20 protein-coding genes are annotated in these 15,621 nt (G+C 66.7%); 3 read left to right on the top strand and 17 right to left on the bottom strand.

Annotated features, from left to right (window positions below; genetic code table 11):
* Positions 1–122: 122 nt before the first annotated feature.
* The 3 genes from RCF13_RS24710 to rlmE all read right to left on the bottom strand — a co-directional run bounded on the left by RCF13_RS24710 (position 123) and on the right by rlmE (position 3,047).
* The gene (locus RCF13_RS24710) at positions 123–308 is read right to left on the bottom strand and encodes a hypothetical protein (protein WP_061480158.1); all 186 of its coding nucleotides are present in this window, start codon (positions 306–308) and stop codon (positions 123–125) included.
* A 102-nt stretch (positions 309–410) separates the two neighbouring features.
* On the bottom strand, positions 411–2,345 hold the full coding sequence (gene ftsH, locus RCF13_RS24705) for an ATP-dependent zinc metalloprotease FtsH (protein WP_005416038.1): 1,935 nt from the start codon (positions 2,343–2,345) through the stop codon (positions 411–413).
* A 69-nt stretch (positions 2,346–2,414) separates the two neighbouring features.
* The gene (rlmE, locus tag RCF13_RS24700) at positions 2,415–3,047 is read right to left on the bottom strand and encodes a 23S rRNA (uridine(2552)-2'-O)-methyltransferase RlmE (protein ID WP_006431652.1); all 633 of its coding nucleotides are present in this window, start codon (positions 3,045–3,047) and stop codon (positions 2,415–2,417) included.
* A 65-nt stretch (positions 3,048–3,112) separates the two neighbouring features.
* Here rlmE and yhbY point away from each other — a divergent pair, with 65 nt between their 5' ends.
* Complete coding sequence (yhbY, locus tag RCF13_RS24695; protein WP_057495897.1) at positions 3,113–3,418, top strand: ribosome assembly RNA-binding protein YhbY; 306 nt, start codon at positions 3,113–3,115, stop codon at positions 3,416–3,418.
* Between the two features lie 13 nt (positions 3,419–3,431).
* Positions 3,432–3,806 (top strand): Mth938-like domain-containing protein, encoded by a 375-nt coding sequence (locus RCF13_RS24690; protein ID WP_061480160.1) that lies wholly within the window; start codon positions 3,432–3,434, stop codon positions 3,804–3,806.
* A gap of 138 nt (positions 3,807–3,944) precedes the next feature.
* On the opposite strand, the gene RCF13_RS24685 is transcribed toward RCF13_RS24690, so the two are convergent.
* The 4 genes from RCF13_RS24685 to surE are packed head-to-tail and all read right to left on the bottom strand — an operon-like array spanning position 3,945 to position 6,810.
* On the bottom strand, positions 3,945–4,727 hold the full coding sequence (locus tag RCF13_RS24685; protein WP_005416034.1) for a peptidoglycan DD-metalloendopeptidase family protein: 783 nt from the start codon (positions 4,725–4,727) through the stop codon (positions 3,945–3,947).
* The gene (locus RCF13_RS24680) at positions 4,724–5,338 is read right to left on the bottom strand and encodes a YqaA family protein (RefSeq protein WP_005416033.1); all 615 of its coding nucleotides are present in this window, start codon (positions 5,336–5,338) and stop codon (positions 4,724–4,726) included. Before RCF13_RS24680 ends, RCF13_RS24685 begins: the two co-directional genes overlap by 4 nt.
* Positions 5,339–5,356: 18 nt before the next feature.
* Positions 5,357–6,034, bottom strand: a complete 678-nt coding sequence (locus RCF13_RS24675) for a protein-L-isoaspartate(D-aspartate) O-methyltransferase (protein WP_134968049.1) — start codon at positions 6,032–6,034, stop codon at positions 5,357–5,359.
* Positions 6,031–6,810 (bottom strand): 5'/3'-nucleotidase SurE, encoded by a 780-nt coding sequence (gene surE, locus RCF13_RS24670; protein ID WP_061480162.1) that lies wholly within the window; start codon positions 6,808–6,810, stop codon positions 6,031–6,033. Before surE ends, RCF13_RS24675 begins: the two co-directional genes overlap by 4 nt.
* 209 nt (positions 6,811–7,019) lie before the next feature.
* Here surE and RCF13_RS24665 point away from each other — a divergent pair, with 209 nt between their 5' ends.
* Positions 7,020–7,559 (top strand): Smr/MutS family protein, encoded by a 540-nt coding sequence (locus tag RCF13_RS24665; protein WP_134968048.1) that lies wholly within the window; start codon positions 7,020–7,022, stop codon positions 7,557–7,559.
* Positions 7,560–7,629: 70 nt separating this feature from the next.
* On the opposite strand, the gene truD is transcribed toward RCF13_RS24665, so the two are convergent.
* From truD to RCF13_RS24615, 10 genes are all read right to left on the bottom strand, one after another.
* Entirely contained in the window at positions 7,630–8,661 is a 1,032-nt protein-coding gene (gene truD / locus RCF13_RS24660; protein ID WP_072166692.1) for a tRNA pseudouridine(13) synthase TruD, read from the bottom strand.
* Positions 8,658–9,155 (bottom strand): 2-C-methyl-D-erythritol 2,4-cyclodiphosphate synthase, encoded by a 498-nt coding sequence (gene ispF, locus RCF13_RS24655; RefSeq protein ID WP_061480165.1) that lies wholly within the window; start codon positions 9,153–9,155, stop codon positions 8,658–8,660. Before ispF ends, truD begins: the two co-directional genes overlap by 4 nt.
* A gap of 34 nt (positions 9,156–9,189) precedes the next feature.
* Entirely contained in the window at positions 9,190–9,888 is a 699-nt protein-coding gene (gene ispD / locus RCF13_RS24650; protein ID WP_005416029.1) for a 2-C-methyl-D-erythritol 4-phosphate cytidylyltransferase, read from the bottom strand.
* A complete protein-coding gene (ftsB, locus tag RCF13_RS24645; RefSeq protein ID WP_005416028.1) occupies positions 9,885–10,238 on the bottom strand; it encodes a cell division protein FtsB in 354 nt (117 codons plus the stop codon). The genes ispD and ftsB overlap by 4 nt, the downstream gene beginning before the upstream one ends.
* A gap of 4 nt (positions 10,239–10,242) precedes the next feature.
* Entirely contained in the window at positions 10,243–11,535 is a 1,293-nt protein-coding gene (eno, locus tag RCF13_RS24640) for a phosphopyruvate hydratase (RefSeq protein WP_134968047.1), read from the bottom strand.
* A 96-nt stretch (positions 11,536–11,631) separates the two neighbouring features.
* Positions 11,632–11,961, bottom strand: a complete 330-nt coding sequence (locus tag RCF13_RS24635; protein ID WP_061480167.1) for a hypothetical protein — start codon at positions 11,959–11,961, stop codon at positions 11,632–11,634.
* A complete protein-coding gene (locus RCF13_RS24630; protein WP_134968046.1) occupies positions 11,961–12,308 on the bottom strand; it encodes a hypothetical protein in 348 nt (115 codons plus the stop codon). The genes RCF13_RS24635 and RCF13_RS24630 overlap by 1 nt, the downstream gene beginning before the upstream one ends.
* Entirely contained in the window at positions 12,305–13,135 is an 831-nt protein-coding gene (kdsA, locus tag RCF13_RS24625; RefSeq protein WP_049412800.1) for a 3-deoxy-8-phosphooctulonate synthase, read from the bottom strand. The genes RCF13_RS24630 and kdsA overlap by 4 nt, the downstream gene beginning before the upstream one ends.
* 89 nt (positions 13,136–13,224) lie before the next feature.
* Positions 13,225–14,889, bottom strand: coding sequence for a CTP synthase (locus tag RCF13_RS24620; RefSeq protein WP_005416023.1), 1,665 nt, complete (start codon positions 14,887–14,889; stop codon positions 13,225–13,227).
* Between the two features lie 400 nt (positions 14,890–15,289).
* Entirely contained in the window at positions 15,290–15,523 is a 234-nt protein-coding gene (locus RCF13_RS24615; protein WP_019658885.1) for a hypothetical protein, read from the bottom strand.
* Between the last annotated feature and the right edge of the window lie 98 nt (positions 15,524–15,621).

The following is a 15,621-nucleotide window of genomic DNA, read 5'->3' as shown; positions in this document are numbered from 1 at the left end:
GTCAGCCGCATGGATGCGGCTGACACCCCGCCCTCCGACACCGCCCCGCCAAACCACGGAATACCGCTGTTGCTGTTGCTCTGGCTCGTAGCAGGTGCAGGGCGCAGCCCTGCCGACACCCTTCAACGGCGGCGGCGCCTGCGGTCCACGTACAGGGTCCTGGCGATGCTCAGCACGATGCCGACCGCGATACCCACCACGCAGCCCAACAGCAGATTGTCGGCTCCGAGGCCCACACCCACGCCGACCACGGTGGCGATGACCATTTCGGCGGTGTGGGAAATCGGTTCGGGCTTCGGGGCAGACATGCGGGCTCCAGCGTCAGTTCGGTTCTTCGGAATGGGCCGGTAGCCCGGAAACGACGAAGCCGGGTTGCCCCGGCCTCGTCTGGTGTCACGTACAGCGGGCCGTCAGTGCGATTCGGCCGGGCCCGCGATCGGCGGCAGCGGACGGGCGTCGCCGCCCTTGTCGTTGCCACCATCCTTGTTCGACTTGCTCCAGCCGGCCGGCGGCGGCGGATCGCGGCCTTCCATGATGGCGTCGATCTGCGGCGCGTCGATCGTCTCGTACTGCAGCAGCAGCTGGGACATCGCGTGCAGCTTGTCCAGGTTGGCCGTCATCAGCTCGGTGGTGCGCGCGTAGGCTTCGTCGAGGATCTTGCGCACTTCCTCATCGATGCGACGCGCGGTGTCGTTGGACACGCTCTTGTGCTGGGTGACCGATCGGCCCAGGAACACCTCGTCATCCTCTTCGCCATAGGCGATCGGGCCGAGCTGGTCGGACAGGCCCCACTTGGTGACCATGTTGCGGGCCATCTTGGTGGCGCGTTCGATGTCGTTGGAAGCGCCCGTGGTGACCTTGTCGGCACCGAAGATCAGCTCCTCGGCCACACGACCACCGTACAGCGAGCACAGCTGCGACTTGATCGCCACGCGGTTCATCGAATACTTGTCGCCTTCCGGCAGGTACATGGTCACGCCCAGCGCACGGCCGCGCGGGATGATCGTGACCTTGTAGACCGGGTCGTGCTCGGGCACCAGGCGGCCGACGATGGCGTGGCCGGCTTCGTGGTAGGCGGTCAGGGTCTTCTCTTCTTCGCTCATGGCCATCGAGCGGCGCTCGGCACCCATCAGGATCTTGTCACGGGCACGGTCGAAGTGGTCCATGCGGACTTCCTTCTCGTTGCCACGCGCGGCGAACAGGGCAGCCTCGTTGCACAGGTTGGCCAGATCAGCACCGGAGAAACCCGGGGTACCCCGCGCGATCACCATCGGCTCGACATCGTCGGCGAGCGGCAGCTTGCGCATGTGGACCTTCAGGATGTGCTCACGGCCCTTCACGTCCGGCAGGCCAACCACGACCTGGCGGTCGAAACGGCCCGGACGCAGCAGCGCCGGGTCCAGCACGTCCGGGCGGTTGGTCGCGGCGATCACGATCACGCCTTCGCCACCCTCGAAACCATCCATTTCGACCAGCAGCTGGTTCAGGGTCTGCTCGCGCTCGTCATGACCGCCGCCCAGGCCGGCGCCACGGTGGCGACCGACGGCGTCGATTTCGTCGATGAAGATGATGCACGGGGCATGCTTCTTGGCCTGCTCGAACATGTCACGCACGCGGCTGGCGCCGACGCCGACGAACATTTCCACGAAGTCCGAACCGGAGATCGAGAAGAACGGCACCTTGGCTTCGCCGGCAATGGCCTTGGCCAGCAGCGTCTTGCCGGTACCCGGCGGGCCCACCATCAGCACGCCGCGCGGAATCTTGCCGCCCAGCTTGGTGAACTTGGACGGGTCGCGCAGGAAGTCGACCAGTTCACCCACTTCTTCCTTGGCCTCGTCGCAGCCGGCGACGTCGGCGAAGGTGACCTTGATCTGGTCTTCGCCCTGCAGCTTGGCGCGCGACTTGCCGAAGGACATCGCACCCTTGGCACCGCCGCCCCCGCCCTGCATCTGGCGCATGATGAACAACCAGAAGCCGATGATCAGGATGACCGGCAGGAAATTCATCAGGATCGCGCCGAGGGAGATGCCGCTGGACGGCTCCTCCTGCACGATCTCCACGTTCTTGGTGCGCAGCACGTTGATCAGGTCGCGATCGAACGGTGCGGTGATGGTGGATGTCTGCCCGCCGCGGGTAGTGTAGGTCAGCTGGCTGGTACCGCCGCGCATGTCGCCGCCGAAGGCGACCTTCTGCACGTTGCCGCTGTCCACCTGGTCCAGGAACTGCGAGTACGACGCACCCTGCGCGCCGGCTCCGGAGGACTTCGGCGAGAAGCTCTGGAAGACCACCATCAGCACGACGGCGACGACCACCCATAGCAGGAGGTTCTTGGTCAAGTCGTTCATCCTCATTGGCTCCGGTGTTCCTCTCAGTGCTGGCGTTGCGTGGGGGTCGAACTTGCGTACATTGCGAGCTTACTTCATGTGGGCGCGTTTTCCCTGACCCAAGGCGTACACCTCGGGAGAGCGCTTGCGCGAGGCTTCCGGCTTGCGGATGGAGACCTTGTCGTACCGGCGGCGCATCTCGCGCACGTAGTCGTCAAAGCCCTCGCCCTGGAACAGCTTGATCAGGAATGCCCCACCGGTCTTCAGGTGGTTGTCGGCAAAATCCAGGGCCAGCTCCGCCAGGTGCATCATCCGCGGCTGGTCGACCGCGCCTACACCACTCTTATTGGGGGCCATGTCCGACAGCACAAGGTCTACCGGCTGATCCCCGAGCATGGCTTCAAACTGCGATAGGACGGCTTCTTCCCTGAAGTCACCATGAAGGAACTCCACGCCGGCCAGCGGCGGCATGTCCAGGATGTCCAGGGCCAGCACGCGGCCGGTGTCGCCAATCTGTCTCCGAACCTGCTGAGACCAGCCGCCCGGTGCCGCGCCGAGGTCGACCACCACCATGTGCGGCTTCAGCAGCCGGTCACGTTCAAGCAGCTCTTCGAGCTTGTAGGCGGCGCGCGAGCGCATGCCTTCGGCCTGCGCCTTCTTCACGAAGGGGTCGGAGAAGTGTTCCTTGAGCCAGCGCTGGCTGCTTTTGCTGCGGGTAGCCATTGAAAATAGGGGCTGATGGGGTCCTCATGATACCCTGATCGCCCCATTCAACCGTGTTTTCCTGCATGTCCATCGCCCTGACCGCCTCCCAGACCCGTTTCCTGCGCGGCCAAGCCCACGACCTGAAGGCCCTGCTGCAGACCGGCGGCAAGGGCGTGACCCCGGCCTTCATCGCTGAGCTGAACGAAGTGCTGGAGCGCCACGAACTGGTCAAGGTGAAGGTCGCCGCCGAGGATCGCGACGCCCGTGACGTGATGATCGGCGAGATCGTCGAAGCCACCGGGAGCGCGCTGGTGCAGCGCATCGGCCACGTCGCCGTGCTGTACCGCCCGAGCAGGGAACAGCGCCAGATCGTGCTGCCGCGCGGCTGATCGCCCTACCGTCATGCAGCTGAACCACGAACCACCCGACTACGCCTACAGCCTGCGCGCCGCCGATGGCCGCTCGGCCAAGGTCAATGACCAGGTGCTGGACGGCAGCTTCTTCCTGACCCCGGACCAGCTGGTCGCGCATTGGCCGGTGGCGAGTGCCGCTGCGTTGCAGCTGGCGGACCTCGAGCCGATCCTGGCGCTGAACCCGGCGCTGATCGTGCTGGGTACCGGTGACCGCCAGGTGTTCCCGCCGGCGGTGGTGATGGCCGCCTGCCTGTCCCGCGGCATCGGCCTGGAAGTGATGAACAATCCGGCTGCCGCACGCACCTTCAACATCCTGGCCGGCGAAGGCCGCAAGGTCGCCGCCGCCTTCATTCTCGAAGGCTGACGTGGCGTCGCCGGGCCTGGCCCGGCGGTACCCTGGATCACACGTACTCTGTAGCGCCCGAGCCCATGCTCGGGCGGCGCCGCGACGCGGCGCGGAAAGCCGCCGGGCGTGACCCGGCGCTACCCGATCACACGGTGATCAGCGTGCCGGCAGGTACTGCTGCGGATCGACCGGCTTGCCGTTGTAGCGAATCTCGAAGTGGACCATGTCGCGGTTCGCACCGGTGCGGCCCATTTCGGCGATCTGCTCGCCAGCCTTCACGCTCTGCCCTTCATTCACCAGGCGCTTGCGGTTGTGACCATAGGCGGACAGCCACTGGTCGCTGTGCTTGATGATGATCAGTTCGCCGTAGCCGACCAGGCCGGCACCGGAGTACACCACCACACCGTTGGCGGTTGCCTTGACCGGCTGGCCGCTGGTGCCGGCGATGTCCACGCCCTGCTTGGTCGCGTCACCGGCCACGTAGCGGCCGACGATCGCGCCATCGGCTGGCCAGCGCCAGGCGATGTTGCTCTTCACCGGCCCGACCGGCGCCGGGGCCGGCGCGGTGCTGCCGCCACTGCTGCCAGCCGAACGCGGCGGGGTGACCACCGTGGTCGGCGCACGGCCGCTGGTGGCCCCCTGCGGATACAGGCGGATCACCTGGCCGGGGTAGATGGTCGACGGGTTGTCCAGACGATTCCAGGCAATCAGGTCGGCCGGGGTGATGTCATGGATGCGGGCCAGCGCATAGATGGTGTCGCCCTTGCGCACCACCACGGTCTGCCCGGGCTTGGGTACCGAGGTCTTCGGCGTGGTCACGCCACCAGCGTTGCCGCCGCCCGGGCGGACCACGGTGGCGGTACCGCAGGCGGCCAGTGTGGAAACCAGCAACGCCAGCGCGCCGATGCGCACTCCCTTGCTCAGACGATCAGGATTCATGCGAACTTCGACCTCCATACAAGCCAGGCGATCAGCACCACCACCAGCACGGTGGCGATCCAGCCCAGCGGTTCAATCCAGCGACGCAGCGCCGCTTCGGCACGCGCACCACCGATACGGATGACCGCGGCCAGCACGAACACGCGCTTGCCACGACCGATCAACATGCTCAACAGGTACTGCGGCATCGGTACGCCGACGATACCCGATGCCCACGTGAAGACCTTCATCGGGATCGGCATGAAGCCGCCCAGCACCAGGAAGGTGAACACCGCCCACGGTGATTCGGCCATCTTCGCCTGCACGGTGGTGATGCCCTGCTCGATCGCTGGAAGCATGCCCAGCGCCTCGAACACTGGCTTGATCGCCTCGAAAGCGTAATGACCCAGCGCATAACCAACCAGCGCGCCGACCATCGAGCCCGCCAGGCTGAGGGTGGCGAACCACCAGCCACGCTTGGGCTGGGCCACGCACATCGGTGCCAGCATCACTTCCGGCATCACCGGGAAGATGATCGCTTCAAAGAAACTCAATACCGTCAGATAGGTCGGCGCGCGTTCGTGCGCCGCCCACTTCATCGCCCGCTCGTACAGCGGCCCGAAAATCTTCATGCAACCCTGCTCCGTGGATTAGTCGAGCATGCCAGACAGCAGCGGCACGAACGTGACCGGCGCCAGCACGCGTTGTTCGATGCTGCCATCGGGCTTGCGGTCCAGCTGCACCAGCGACTGTCCGCCCGGGCCACCCACCGGCGCCACCAGGCGCCCCCCTTCAGCCAGCTGCCCGACCAGTTCATCGACCAGTGCAGGCGCCGCGGCGGTGACCACGATGGCATCGAACGGACCGTGCTCGGCCCATCCGGCGCGACCGTCGTCATGCTTGGTGCGGATGTTCATGCCCAGTGCGCGGAAGCGCTTGCGTGCCTGCCGCAACAGGTCACCGATTCGCTCCACGGTGTAGACCTCCAGGCCCAGCGCGCCCAGGATGGCGGCCTGGTAGCCCGAGCCGGTGCCGACTTCCAGCACGCGCTTCGGCGCGACCTGGAGCACCGCCTCGGTCATCCGGGCGACCACCCAGGGCTGCGAGATGGTCTGGCAATGGCCGATCGGCAGCGCGGTGTCCTCATAGGCACGCGAGGCCAGTGCTTCATCGATGAACAGGTGGCGCGGCACTACCCGGATTGCGTTCAAGGTGGACTCGTCGACGATGCCAGCGTCGCGCAGGCGATCGACCAGACGGTCACGCACGCGCTGCGAGGTCATGCCGATGCCGACAGCTTCCGGCTGCAGTCGCAGGCGTGGACTCATGCCGGCCGGTCCAGCGCGGCGCTGAGGCCACCCACCCAGCTGGCCACTTTCTCCAGCGCCTGGTAGCGGGTCAGGTCCACCTGGATCGGGGTGATCGAGATGTGGCCGGTACGCACCGCGTGGAAGTCGGTGCCCGGGCCGGAGTCCTGTTCGCGCCCGGCAGGGCCGATCCAGTACACGTCGTTGCCGCGCGGATCCTTCTGCGCGATGCAGCCTTCGGCACGATGACGGTTGCCAAGGCGGGTGACCTCGAAGCCCTGGACCTCGCTCCACGGCAGATCCGGCACGTTGACGTTGAGGATGGTGTCGGCCGGCAGCGGATCGGCCTTGAGCCGGGCCACGATCTCCACTGCGGCACGCGCGGCGGTGTCGAAGTGCTTCGGATCGTGGTTGCGGGTGACCAGCGAGACCGCCACCGCCGGCAGGCCGAGGAAGCGGCCTTCCATCGCCGCCGAGACGGTGCCGGAATAGATCACGTCGTCGCCGAGGTTGGCGGCGTTGTTGATGCCTGACACGACGATGTCCGGCTCGAATTCAAGCAGGCCGGTCAGCGCCAGATGCACGCAGTCGGTCGGCGTGCCCGCCACCGAGACGGTGTAATGGTCGATGCGCTTGAGCCGGATCGGAAGGTCCAGGGTCAGCGAGTTGCTGGCACCGGAGCGATCGCGGTCAGGCGCGACCACCGTGACTTCGTGTCCGGCCTCCCGCAGCACCGAAGCAAGCATCCGGATGCCTGCGGCGTCGACACCATCGTCATTACTGACCAGGATTCGCATCTTCGATTTAACCGCTTGATTTTCCAAGAATTCGATTCCGTCACCGTGCAGTGTGGGCGGGACCGTCGTACTCCCCTGCGGAAGCCGTCGACCCTGCAAGGGCATCGTCTATTGTGCCGCATGCGAGCCGCCGGTCCTACCCTGCCGGCGGTCACGGCCGACATCGAACCGTCATAGGCAGACCCGCGCCGGCGGTTTACCCTGTGCGCATGTCGCACCCTGAAGACGAAGATCCGGCCGCGCTGTTCCGTGCGGCCATCGGTGAAGTGACGCCGCTGCGCAAGGATGCCGAACCGGCGCCTGCTGCGCCCCGGCCGAAGCCGCGCGCACGCATGGCCGAACGCGACGACGCCGAAGCCGCGGGCGAGTTCGCCCGGCTGCTGCGCGACAGTACGCCGCTGGAAGCGGGCGACGTGGCCAGCTACCGCCGCGACAACCTGCCACCGCGCCTGTTCCAGCGTCTCAAGCGCGGCCAGTATTCGGTGCAGGATGAGCTGGACCTGCACGGCGCCACCGCCGCGCAGGCGGAAACCCTGCTGCGCCAGTTCCTGCTGGAAGCGCATGCACACGAGTATGGCTGCGTGCGCATCATTCACGGCAAGGGCCTGCAGTCCGATGGCGGTGCACCAGTGCTGAAGAACCTGGTCGATCGTCTGCTGCGGCTGCGCAACGACGTGCTGGCGTTTCATTCGGCGCCGGCCGGGCAAGGCGGCACCGGCGCGATGCTGGTGCTGCTGGCACGGCGTTGAGAAACAGGGACGGAGGGAATCAAGTCGTTTGTGCCACAAACGAGTTGACTCCCTCCGTCCCCTTTTTCTGTCAGGCCTGCGCAGCGTCTTCGACGGGGCCGAGTTCGTGCAGCACGGCGGTGGCGTAGCAGCCCGGCGGCAGCGCGAACGAGAGTTCCAGTACATCACTGGCCAGCCACTGATGCTGCAGCAGCGCCGGGCGCAGGCGCAGCGCGCGGCGCTCCTGTTTCAACCGTGCGTCTTCCAGGCCAGCGCGCAGCGCCTTCGATTCCTCGTCGTCCAGCGCGGCCAGCTCCAGCTCACGTGCAGCGTCGGCGCTGCGCAGCTCGCCTTCGCCCCACAGCGGCGCGCTGGGATGGATGTCGAAACGCGCCAGGCGCTCGGCCAGCACGTCGGTGTAGGGTTCGGGGCCGAACACGCTGCGGCTGCCATCGAGCATCCACACTTCACCGTCCAGCGGTTGATCCCAGTTGCCCTGCTCCACGCGCGCGGCGAGCACACGATTGAACAGCGCCGAGCGCGCGGCTGACAGCAGCAGCGAACGCTGGTCCTTGCGCATGCGGCGGCCACCGAACATCGCCAATGCCGCAGGCACGTTGCCGCCGTCGCGGCCGAAGCGCTGCTCGCCAAACCAGTTCGGCAGGCCGCGCCCGGCGATCTGCTGCAGGCGCTCGCTGATCGCCGCAGCATCGCCCTGCACCTCGCGCAGCACGAGCCTGAAGCGGTTGCCGGCCAGTGCGCCACGCTGCAGCTTGCGGTTGTGCCAGGTCGCTTCGAGCACTTCGATCTCGTCACTGGCCAGCTCGGCCAGGTCCGGTGCGATGCGCTTGGGCAGGTGCACGCTGAAACGCTGGGTGGTGACCGCATGCCGATCCTTCATGCCGGCGTAGCTCACCGCCATTTCCGGCAGGCCCGCCCACTTGGCCAGCAGCTTGGCCACATGCACGGTGTTGGCGCCGCGCTTGCGGATGTGCAGCAGCAGGTGCTCGCCTTCACCGGTGGCCTCGAAGGCCGGCAGTTCATCGACCTGGAAATCGTCCGGCGTGGTGCGGATGCGTGCCGTCAACAGCGGCGCACCAAACGCCAACGGCAGCGGGATCATGCCGCCACCAGCAACACGACCGCCTGCGCGGCGATGCCTTCACTGCGGCCGGTGAAGCCCAGCTTCTCCGAGGTGGTGGCCTTGACGCTGACCGCGTCCAGCGGCAGCTGCAGCAACCCACCAATGCGCTCACGCATGGCCAGCGCATGCGGGCCAACCTTCGGCCGCTCGCAGATCACGGTGATGTCGGTGTTGCCAACGCGCCAGCCACGCTCGCGCAGCAGGCTGTCGCAATGGCGCACGAAATCGCTGCTGTCGGCGCCCTTCCAGCGATCATCGCTCGGCGGGAAATGCTGGCCGATATCGCCCAGCGCCAGCGCACCGAGCATCGCATCGCACAAGGCGTGCAGGATCACGTCGCCGTCGCTGTGCGCCAGCACGCCGCAGCTGTGCGGCACGTTCACCCCGCCGAGCATGATGTGATCGCCTTCACCGAAGGCATGGACGTCGTAGCCCTGGCCGATACGGACGGGCGGGAACGGTGCGGTGCTCATGGATGCAGCCCTTGCAGCAGGGCCGCGCAGGCAGTCAGCCGGCGCGGCGGGAAAGTACGAATTCGAACCGGTCCAGATCGGCCGGGGTGGTGACCTTGAAGTTGTCCTCGCTGCCTTCCACCAGCAGCGGGCGCTGGCCCTGGCGCTCCATGGCCATGGCCTCGTCGGTGACTTCAACACCGGCAGCGGCGGCGTCAGACAGCGCGCGGCTGAGCTGGTGGCGGCGGAACAGCTGTGGTGTCAGCGCACGCCACAGCCGCTCGCGCGGTTCGGTGCCATCGATGCCACCGTCGTCGCCCGCACGTTTGAGGGTGTCGCGCACCGGTGCGGCCAGGATCGCCCCGACCGGATCGGCACGCCCGACTTCAAGCAGGCGGCCAAGATCGGCCAGCGACAGGTTGGGTCGCGCGGCGTCGTGGACCAGCACGAATTCGTCGGCGCGCACCGAGTCCGGCAGTGCCTGCAGCCCGGCCAGCACCGAGGCGGCACGGGTCGCGCCACCGATGCAGGTCAGTACCGGTTTGCCGGCCCATTCGCTCCAGCCCGGCCAGTCGCCATCGTCCTGGCCGATCACCACCATTGCGCCGGCCACGGCCGGATGCGCCAGCAGCGCGTCCAGGGTATGGGCGAGCAGGATCTGCCCGCCCGCCTGCAGGTACTGCTTGGGCAGCGGCGCACCAAAGCGGGCGCCACGGCCGGCAGCCGGAACCACCACCCAGATCGCCGCGCTCATGGAACGTCCGCCGGGTGATCGCCGGCCTGGACAGTGACGCCTGCAGCGGGCTGCGCCGGACGGACCGGCGCATCCTCGACCACGCGGTAGAACTTCTCGCCGGGCTTGATCATGCCCAGCTCGCTGCGCGCGCGTTCCTCGATGGCGGACTGGCCTTCCTTGAGGTCCTTCACTTCGGCGGCCAGCGCGTCGTTGCGCTGCTGCAGGCCCTCATTGTCCCGCTCCTGGTTGGCGACCTGGGCTTCGAGCATCATCACTTCACCCGAATTGCCCGGACCGAACCAGAAGCGGTACTGCAGCCAGCCCAGCAACAGGGCCAGCACCAGCAGCATCCAGCGCCAGTCGCGCATCGGCTCAGCGCTTCAGCGAAACGAACGCGTCACGACCGGCGTAACGCGCGCCGGCGCCGAGGGCTTCCTCGATGCGCAGCAGCTGGTTGTACTTGGCCACGCGATCGCTGCGGCACAGCGAGCCGGTCTTGATCTGGGTGGCGGTAGTGGCCACCGCGATATCGGCGATGGTGGTGTCTTCGGTTTCGCCCGAGCGGTGCGAGACCACGGCGGCATAGCCGGCGCGGTCGGCCATGGCGATCGCTTCCAGGGTTTCGCTGAGGGTGCCGATCTGGTTGACCTTGATCAGGATCGCGTTGGCGGTGCCCGAGTCGATGCCTTCCTGGAAAATCTTCGGGTTGGTCACGAACAGGTCGTCACCGACCAGCTGCACCTTCTTGCCGATGCGGTCGGTCAGCAGCTTCCAGCCCGCCCAGTCGTTCTCGGCCAGGCCGTCTTCGATCGTGATGATCGGGTACTGCGCGGCCCAGTCGGCGAGGAAGTCGACGAACTGTTCGGAGGTCAGGCGCTTGTTCTCGCCGACCAGGTTGTACTTGCCGTTCTCGAAGAACTCACTGGAGGCCACGTCCAGGCCCAGCAGCACGTCTTCACCAGCGGTGTAGCCAGCCTTGCCGATCGCTTCGAGGATGGTGTCCAGCGCTTCGACGTTGCTGCGGAAGTCCGGCGCGAAGCCGCCTTCGTCGCCCACCGCCGTGCTCAGGCCGTGGCCCTTCAGCACCGACTTCAGCGAATGGAAGATTTCGGTACCAGCGCGCAATGCTTCGGAGAACGAGGTGAAGCCCACCGGCAGCACCATGAACTCCTGGAAGTCGACGTTGTTGTCGGCATGCGCGCCGCCGTTGATGATGTTCATCATCGGCACCGGCAGCGACGGCGCCACGCCGGTCCGGGCAGCCAGGTACTGCCACAGCGCCTGCTTGCTGGATGCGGCGGCGGCGTGCGCGGCGGCCATCGAAACACCCAGCAGCGCGTTGGCACCCAGCCGCCCCTTGTTCTCGGTGCCGTCCAGATCGATCAGGCGACGGTCGAGGCCGGCCTGGTCGGTGGCTTCGAAGCCCTTCAGCGCGGCGGCAATCGTGGTGTTGACGTTGTCCACGGCCTTGCGCACGCCCTTGCCCAGGTAACGGGTCTTGTCGCCGTCACGCAGCTCGACCGCTTCCTTGGTACCGGTCGAGGCGCCGGAGGGAACCGCGGCGCGACCGAACGAACCGTCCTCCAGGATGACTTCGGCTTCCAGCGTGGGATTGCCACGGCTGTCGAGGATTTCACGGGCGTGGATGCTGCGGATCGTACTCATGGTCGGGCCGGTTACCTGTCTGGAGAGGGGGCGACAAAACGAATGCCGCGTGATTATCCCCGGCTGCCCGCCACTTGCCAAATGGCGCAGGCGCCGTCAGGCCAGAGTGGCCCCGATCACCATCAGGATCAACGACACCAGTACCACCAGCAGGCCACCGGCAATGGCGGCCAATACGCCGCCGCGGCGGCAACGCCAGGCCATCACCATCGCCACCAGGCTGCCAACAAAGGACAGCACGAGCATGGTCAGTGCAGCCAGGATCCAGTACTGCATGGCCTGCATGCCATGGCTGCCATCCCCGGGCGAACCGAAACTGGCGGCGAAGGCGAATACAGCTGCCATCAGGCCGGCCCAGGCAAGAACAGCCAGCGCCAGCGCGATCAGGCCCCAGGGCCGATCACGGGTTGCCAGGGTCGCATTCATCAGAACAGCCCGTAGAACAGGGCACCAAGCCACAGCGACAGCAGGACGATCGCCAACCCGGCGGCCACCTTGCCACGGTTCAGGCGCCAGGCCAGTACGGCGGCAGCGACGCACCCCACGGCGCCGACCAGCTCTGCCACCAGCAGCGCAATGAAGTACGCCCGAAGATCGGGCGCGCTGCTGCCATCACCCGGTGGCCGCACCGATGCAGCACCGATCAGCACCAGGCAGAACATGCCCACGGTGAACACCACGGACAGCCCCAGCGCGATCAGGCCCCACGGCCACTGTCTCCAGTGCCGGCGGTGACGCTGGGTTTCCAGCGCCACCCACGGGTCACGACTCACGCGAAGCGCGAGAAACCGTGCTTCTTGGTCACCGCGTCGAGTTCCATCAGCGTCTCGAGCAGGGCCTCCATCTGGTCCAGCGGCCACGCGTTGGGACCATCGGACAGCGCCTTGGACGGGTCCGGATGAGTCTCGGCGAACAGGCCGGAGATACCCACCGCCACGGCGGCACGGGCCAGCACCGGCACGTGCTCACGCTGGCCACCGGAACTGGTGCCCTGCCCGCCCGGCAGCTGCACCGAATGGGTGGCGTCGAACACCACCGGGCAACCGGTCTCGCGCATCACCGCCAGCGAACGCATGTCGCTGACCAGGTTGTTGTAGCCGAAGCTGGCACCGCGCTCGCAGACCATGATCTGCTCGTTGCCGGTGGCCTTGGCCTTCTCCACGACCGGCTTCATGTCCCACGGCGCCAGGAACTGGCCCTTCTTGATGTTGACCGGCTTGCCGGCCGAGCACACCTTGCGGATGAAGTCGGTCTGGCGGACCAGGAACGCCGGGGTCTGCAGCACATCCACCACCGAGGCCACTTCGTCCATCGGGGTGTACTCGTGGACGTCGGTCAGCACCGGCACGCCGATCTGCTTCCTGACCTCGGCCAGGACCTTCAGGCCCTCTTCCATGCCCGGGCCGCGGAAGGCGGTACCCGAAGTGCGGTTGGCCTTGTCGAAGCTGGACTTGAAGATGAAGTTGACGCCGAGCTTGTCGGTAATCTCCTTCAGCTTGCCGGCGGTATCGAGCTGCAGCTGCATCGACTCGATCACGCAGGGGCCGGCGATCAGGAACAGGGGCTGGTCCAGCCCGACCTCGAATCCACACAGTTTCATGGCGTTTCCTTGTTGTCCGCAGCACCGGACAGGCCGGTGCGCTGGGGGTTGAAGCATGCAGGATGGGGGCCGAAGCCCCCATTCACAAGTCAGGCGCGCGCTTCGGAAAGCAGCTTGCCGCCGGCCTTGCGCTCGCGCGCGGCACGGATGAAACCGATGAACAGCGGATGGCCGTCACGCGGCGTGGACAGGAATTCCGGGTGCGCCTGGCAGGCCAGGAACCACGGGTGGGCGTCGCGCGGCAGCTCGACCACTTCCACCAGGGTGTCGTCCATCGACTTGCCGGCGATCACCAGGCCCGCATCTTCCAGCTGGGTGCGGTAGCGGTTGTTGAACTCGTAGCGGTGGCGGTGGCGCTCGGCGACCACGTCCTTGCCGTACAGCTCGCGGGCCAGCGTGCCCGGCTTCAGGCGCTGCTCCTGCAGGCCCAGGCGCATCGTGCCGCCGAGGTCGCTCTTGTCGTCACGCTTCTCGACATCGCCGCTGGCGGTGCGCCATTCGGTGATCAGGCCGATCACCGGGTTCGGCGACTGGCGATCGTTCTCGGTGCTGTTGGCACCTTCCAGCCCGACCACGTTGCGCGCGTAATCGACCACCGCCGCCTGCATGCCGTAGCAGATGCCGAAGTACGGCACCTGCTGCTCGCGGGCGAACTTCGAGGTCAGCACCTTGCCTTCGAAACCACGATCACCGAAGCCACCCGGCACCAGGATGCCGTCGACATCGGCCAGTGCGGCCATGTCGGTGCCTTCCAGGTCCTGTGCTTCCAGCCACTTCAGGTTGACCTTGGTGCGCTGGCGCAGGCCGCCGTGCTTCAGTGCTTCGCCGACCGACTTGTAGGCGTCCTGGTGATCGACGTACTTGCCGACCACGGCGATGGTCACTTCGTCCAGCGGGTGCAGGGTCGCATCGACCGCGTCTTCCCACATCGACAGATCGACCGGACCGGCCTTGTCGGCCAGCTTCAGCTGGTTCACCACGATTTCGTCCAGGCCCTGTGCATGCAGGCCGGACGGGATGCGGTACAGCACGTCCACGTCCGGCACGCTGATCACCGCACGCTCGGAAACGTTGGTGAACTGGGCGATCTTGCGGCGCTCCGAATCCGGCACCGCCTGCTCGGAGCGGCACAGCAGCACGTCCGGCTGGATGCCGATCGAGCGCAGCTCCTTCACCGAGTGCTGGGTCGGCTTGGTCTTCAGCTCACCGGCGGCGCCGATGTACGGCACCAGGGTGAGGTGCATGAACAGCGCCTTCTCCGGGCCACGTTCGGTGCGCACCTGGCGGATCGCCTCCAGGAACGGCAGCGACTCGATGTCGCCCACGGTGCCGCCGATCTCGACCAGTGCCACGTCGTAGCCTTCGGTGGCTTCGTCGATGCAGCGACGGATCTCGTCGGTGATGTGCGGAATGACCTGCACGGTCGCGCCCAGGTAGTCGCCGCGGCGCTCCTTGCGGATCACGTTCTCGTAGATGCGGCCGGTGGTGACCGAGTTCTTGCGGCTGAGGCGGGTTCGCACGAAGCGCTCGTAGTGGCCCAGGTCGAGGTCGGTCTCCGCGCCGTCGTCGGTGACATAGACCTCACCGTGCTGGAACGGGCTCATGGTGCCCGGGTCGACGTTGATGTACGGGTCGAGCTTCATCATCGTGACCTTCAGGCCACGGGCTTCGAGAATGGCGGCCAGCGACGCGGCGGCAATGCCTTTGCCGAGCGAGGACACCACGCCGCCGGTTACGAAAATCAAGGGAGTCATGGCTGCAAGCATCCTGTCTGGAAATGGAAAACGGCAGCACCACGCGCACCCGGAGGGCGGGCATGGTGCTCAGAGGGGGTTTTCCGGTTCGCTGTAGCAGCGAGGGAGGTGCGGATCCGTGCGGCGGCAGGCGCCGGACCGGAACCATCGTGCGAGGTCGGGGCGGCCGTGCCGGCCAAATCGACCGTCACCTGCGACCCGCCTTGCTGGAAGCCACGCTTGGCCGCTCCAGCCCATTCGCAAAGGGTGGACACGCACTTACTCCCGGAAAGCCATAGTTTACAGATTGATGGCCGCCAACCCAAGAGGCTGACGCCACGTTCCTAAAAAGAAACGCCCCGCTGAGCGGGGCGTTCCGGAGCGCAACCCTTGTCGCAAGGGCGCCTGGCAGGCCGCGGGATCAGCGCTTCTTGCGCGCTTCCTCTTCCTCTTCCTGCTGCGGGGCCGGCTGGCCCTGCGCCTTCATCTGGGCATTGGCCTGGGCCCGGCGCTTGGCCTTGGCATCGGCCTCGGCCTGGGCCTTGTCGGCCTGATCACCCTGTTGCGGGGCCGACTGGCCGGCGTTCTGCGCCACCACCAGCGGCACTGCAACAGCGGCAGCGGCCAGGATCGCAATGGTCAGCAACTTCTTCATGGAGTCCTCCTCGCGGTATGGCTTGGACGTTCTGATCCAACGGAGCGCCGGCGTTCAGATTCCAGCGGCTGCCATTTTACCCCCTCTGCGTCGCCGAG

Source organism: Stenotrophomonas maltophilia group sp. RNC7 (assembly GCF_030910085.1).
Taxonomy (GTDB): Bacteria; Pseudomonadota; Gammaproteobacteria; order Xanthomonadales; family Xanthomonadaceae; genus Stenotrophomonas; species Stenotrophomonas sepilia.
This window is presented reverse-complemented; position numbering and strand designations above follow the sequence as displayed.

Bases quoted from the DNA above. Each gene is read 5' to 3' on its own strand.
- RCF13_RS24710 (WP_061480158.1), bottom strand. From the start codon at position 308: ATGTCTGCCCCGAAGCCCGAACCGATTTCCCACACCGCCGAAATGGTC.
- ftsH (WP_005416038.1), bottom strand. From the start codon at position 2,345: ATGAACGACTTGACCAAGAACCTCCTGCTATGGGTGGTCGTCGCCGTC.
- rlmE (WP_006431652.1), bottom strand. From the start codon at position 3,047: ATGGCTACCCGCAGCAAAAGCAGCCAGCGCTGGCTCAAGGAACACTTC.
- yhbY (WP_057495897.1), top strand. From the start codon at position 3,113: ATGTCCATCGCCCTGACCGCCTCCCAGACCCGTTTCCTGCGCGGCCAA.
- RCF13_RS24690 (WP_061480160.1), top strand. From the start codon at position 3,432: ATGCAGCTGAACCACGAACCACCCGACTACGCCTACAGCCTGCGCGCC.
- RCF13_RS24685 (WP_005416034.1), bottom strand. From the start codon at position 4,727: ATGAATCCTGATCGTCTGAGCAAGGGAGTGCGCATCGGCGCGCTGGCG.
- RCF13_RS24680 (WP_005416033.1), bottom strand. From the start codon at position 5,338: ATGAAGATTTTCGGGCCGCTGTACGAGCGGGCGATGAAGTGGGCGGCG.
- RCF13_RS24675 (WP_134968049.1), bottom strand. From the start codon at position 6,034: ATGAGTCCACGCCTGCGACTGCAGCCGGAAGCTGTCGGCATCGGCATG.
- surE (WP_061480162.1), bottom strand. From the start codon at position 6,810: ATGCGAATCCTGGTCAGTAATGACGATGGTGTCGACGCCGCAGGCATC.
- RCF13_RS24665 (WP_134968048.1), top strand. From the start codon at position 7,020: ATGTCGCACCCTGAAGACGAAGATCCGGCCGCGCTGTTCCGTGCGGCC.
- truD (WP_072166692.1), bottom strand. From the start codon at position 8,661: ATGATCCCGCTGCCGTTGGCGTTTGGTGCGCCGCTGTTGACGGCACGC.
- ispF (WP_061480165.1), bottom strand. From the start codon at position 9,155: ATGAGCACCGCACCGTTCCCGCCCGTCCGTATCGGCCAGGGCTACGAC.
- ispD (WP_005416029.1), bottom strand. From the start codon at position 9,888: ATGAGCGCGGCGATCTGGGTGGTGGTTCCGGCTGCCGGCCGTGGCGCC.
- ftsB (WP_005416028.1), bottom strand. From the start codon at position 10,238: ATGCGCGACTGGCGCTGGATGCTGCTGGTGCTGGCCCTGTTGCTGGGC.
- eno (WP_134968047.1), bottom strand. From the start codon at position 11,535: ATGAGTACGATCCGCAGCATCCACGCCCGTGAAATCCTCGACAGCCGT.
- RCF13_RS24635 (WP_061480167.1), bottom strand. From the start codon at position 11,961: ATGAATGCGACCCTGGCAACCCGTGATCGGCCCTGGGGCCTGATCGCG.
- kdsA (WP_049412800.1), bottom strand. From the start codon at position 13,135: ATGAAACTGTGTGGATTCGAGGTCGGGCTGGACCAGCCCCTGTTCCTG.
- RCF13_RS24620 (WP_005416023.1), bottom strand. From the start codon at position 14,889: ATGACTCCCTTGATTTTCGTAACCGGCGGCGTGGTGTCCTCGCTCGGC.
- RCF13_RS24615 (WP_019658885.1), bottom strand. From the start codon at position 15,523: ATGAAGAAGTTGCTGACCATTGCGATCCTGGCCGCTGCCGCTGTTGCA.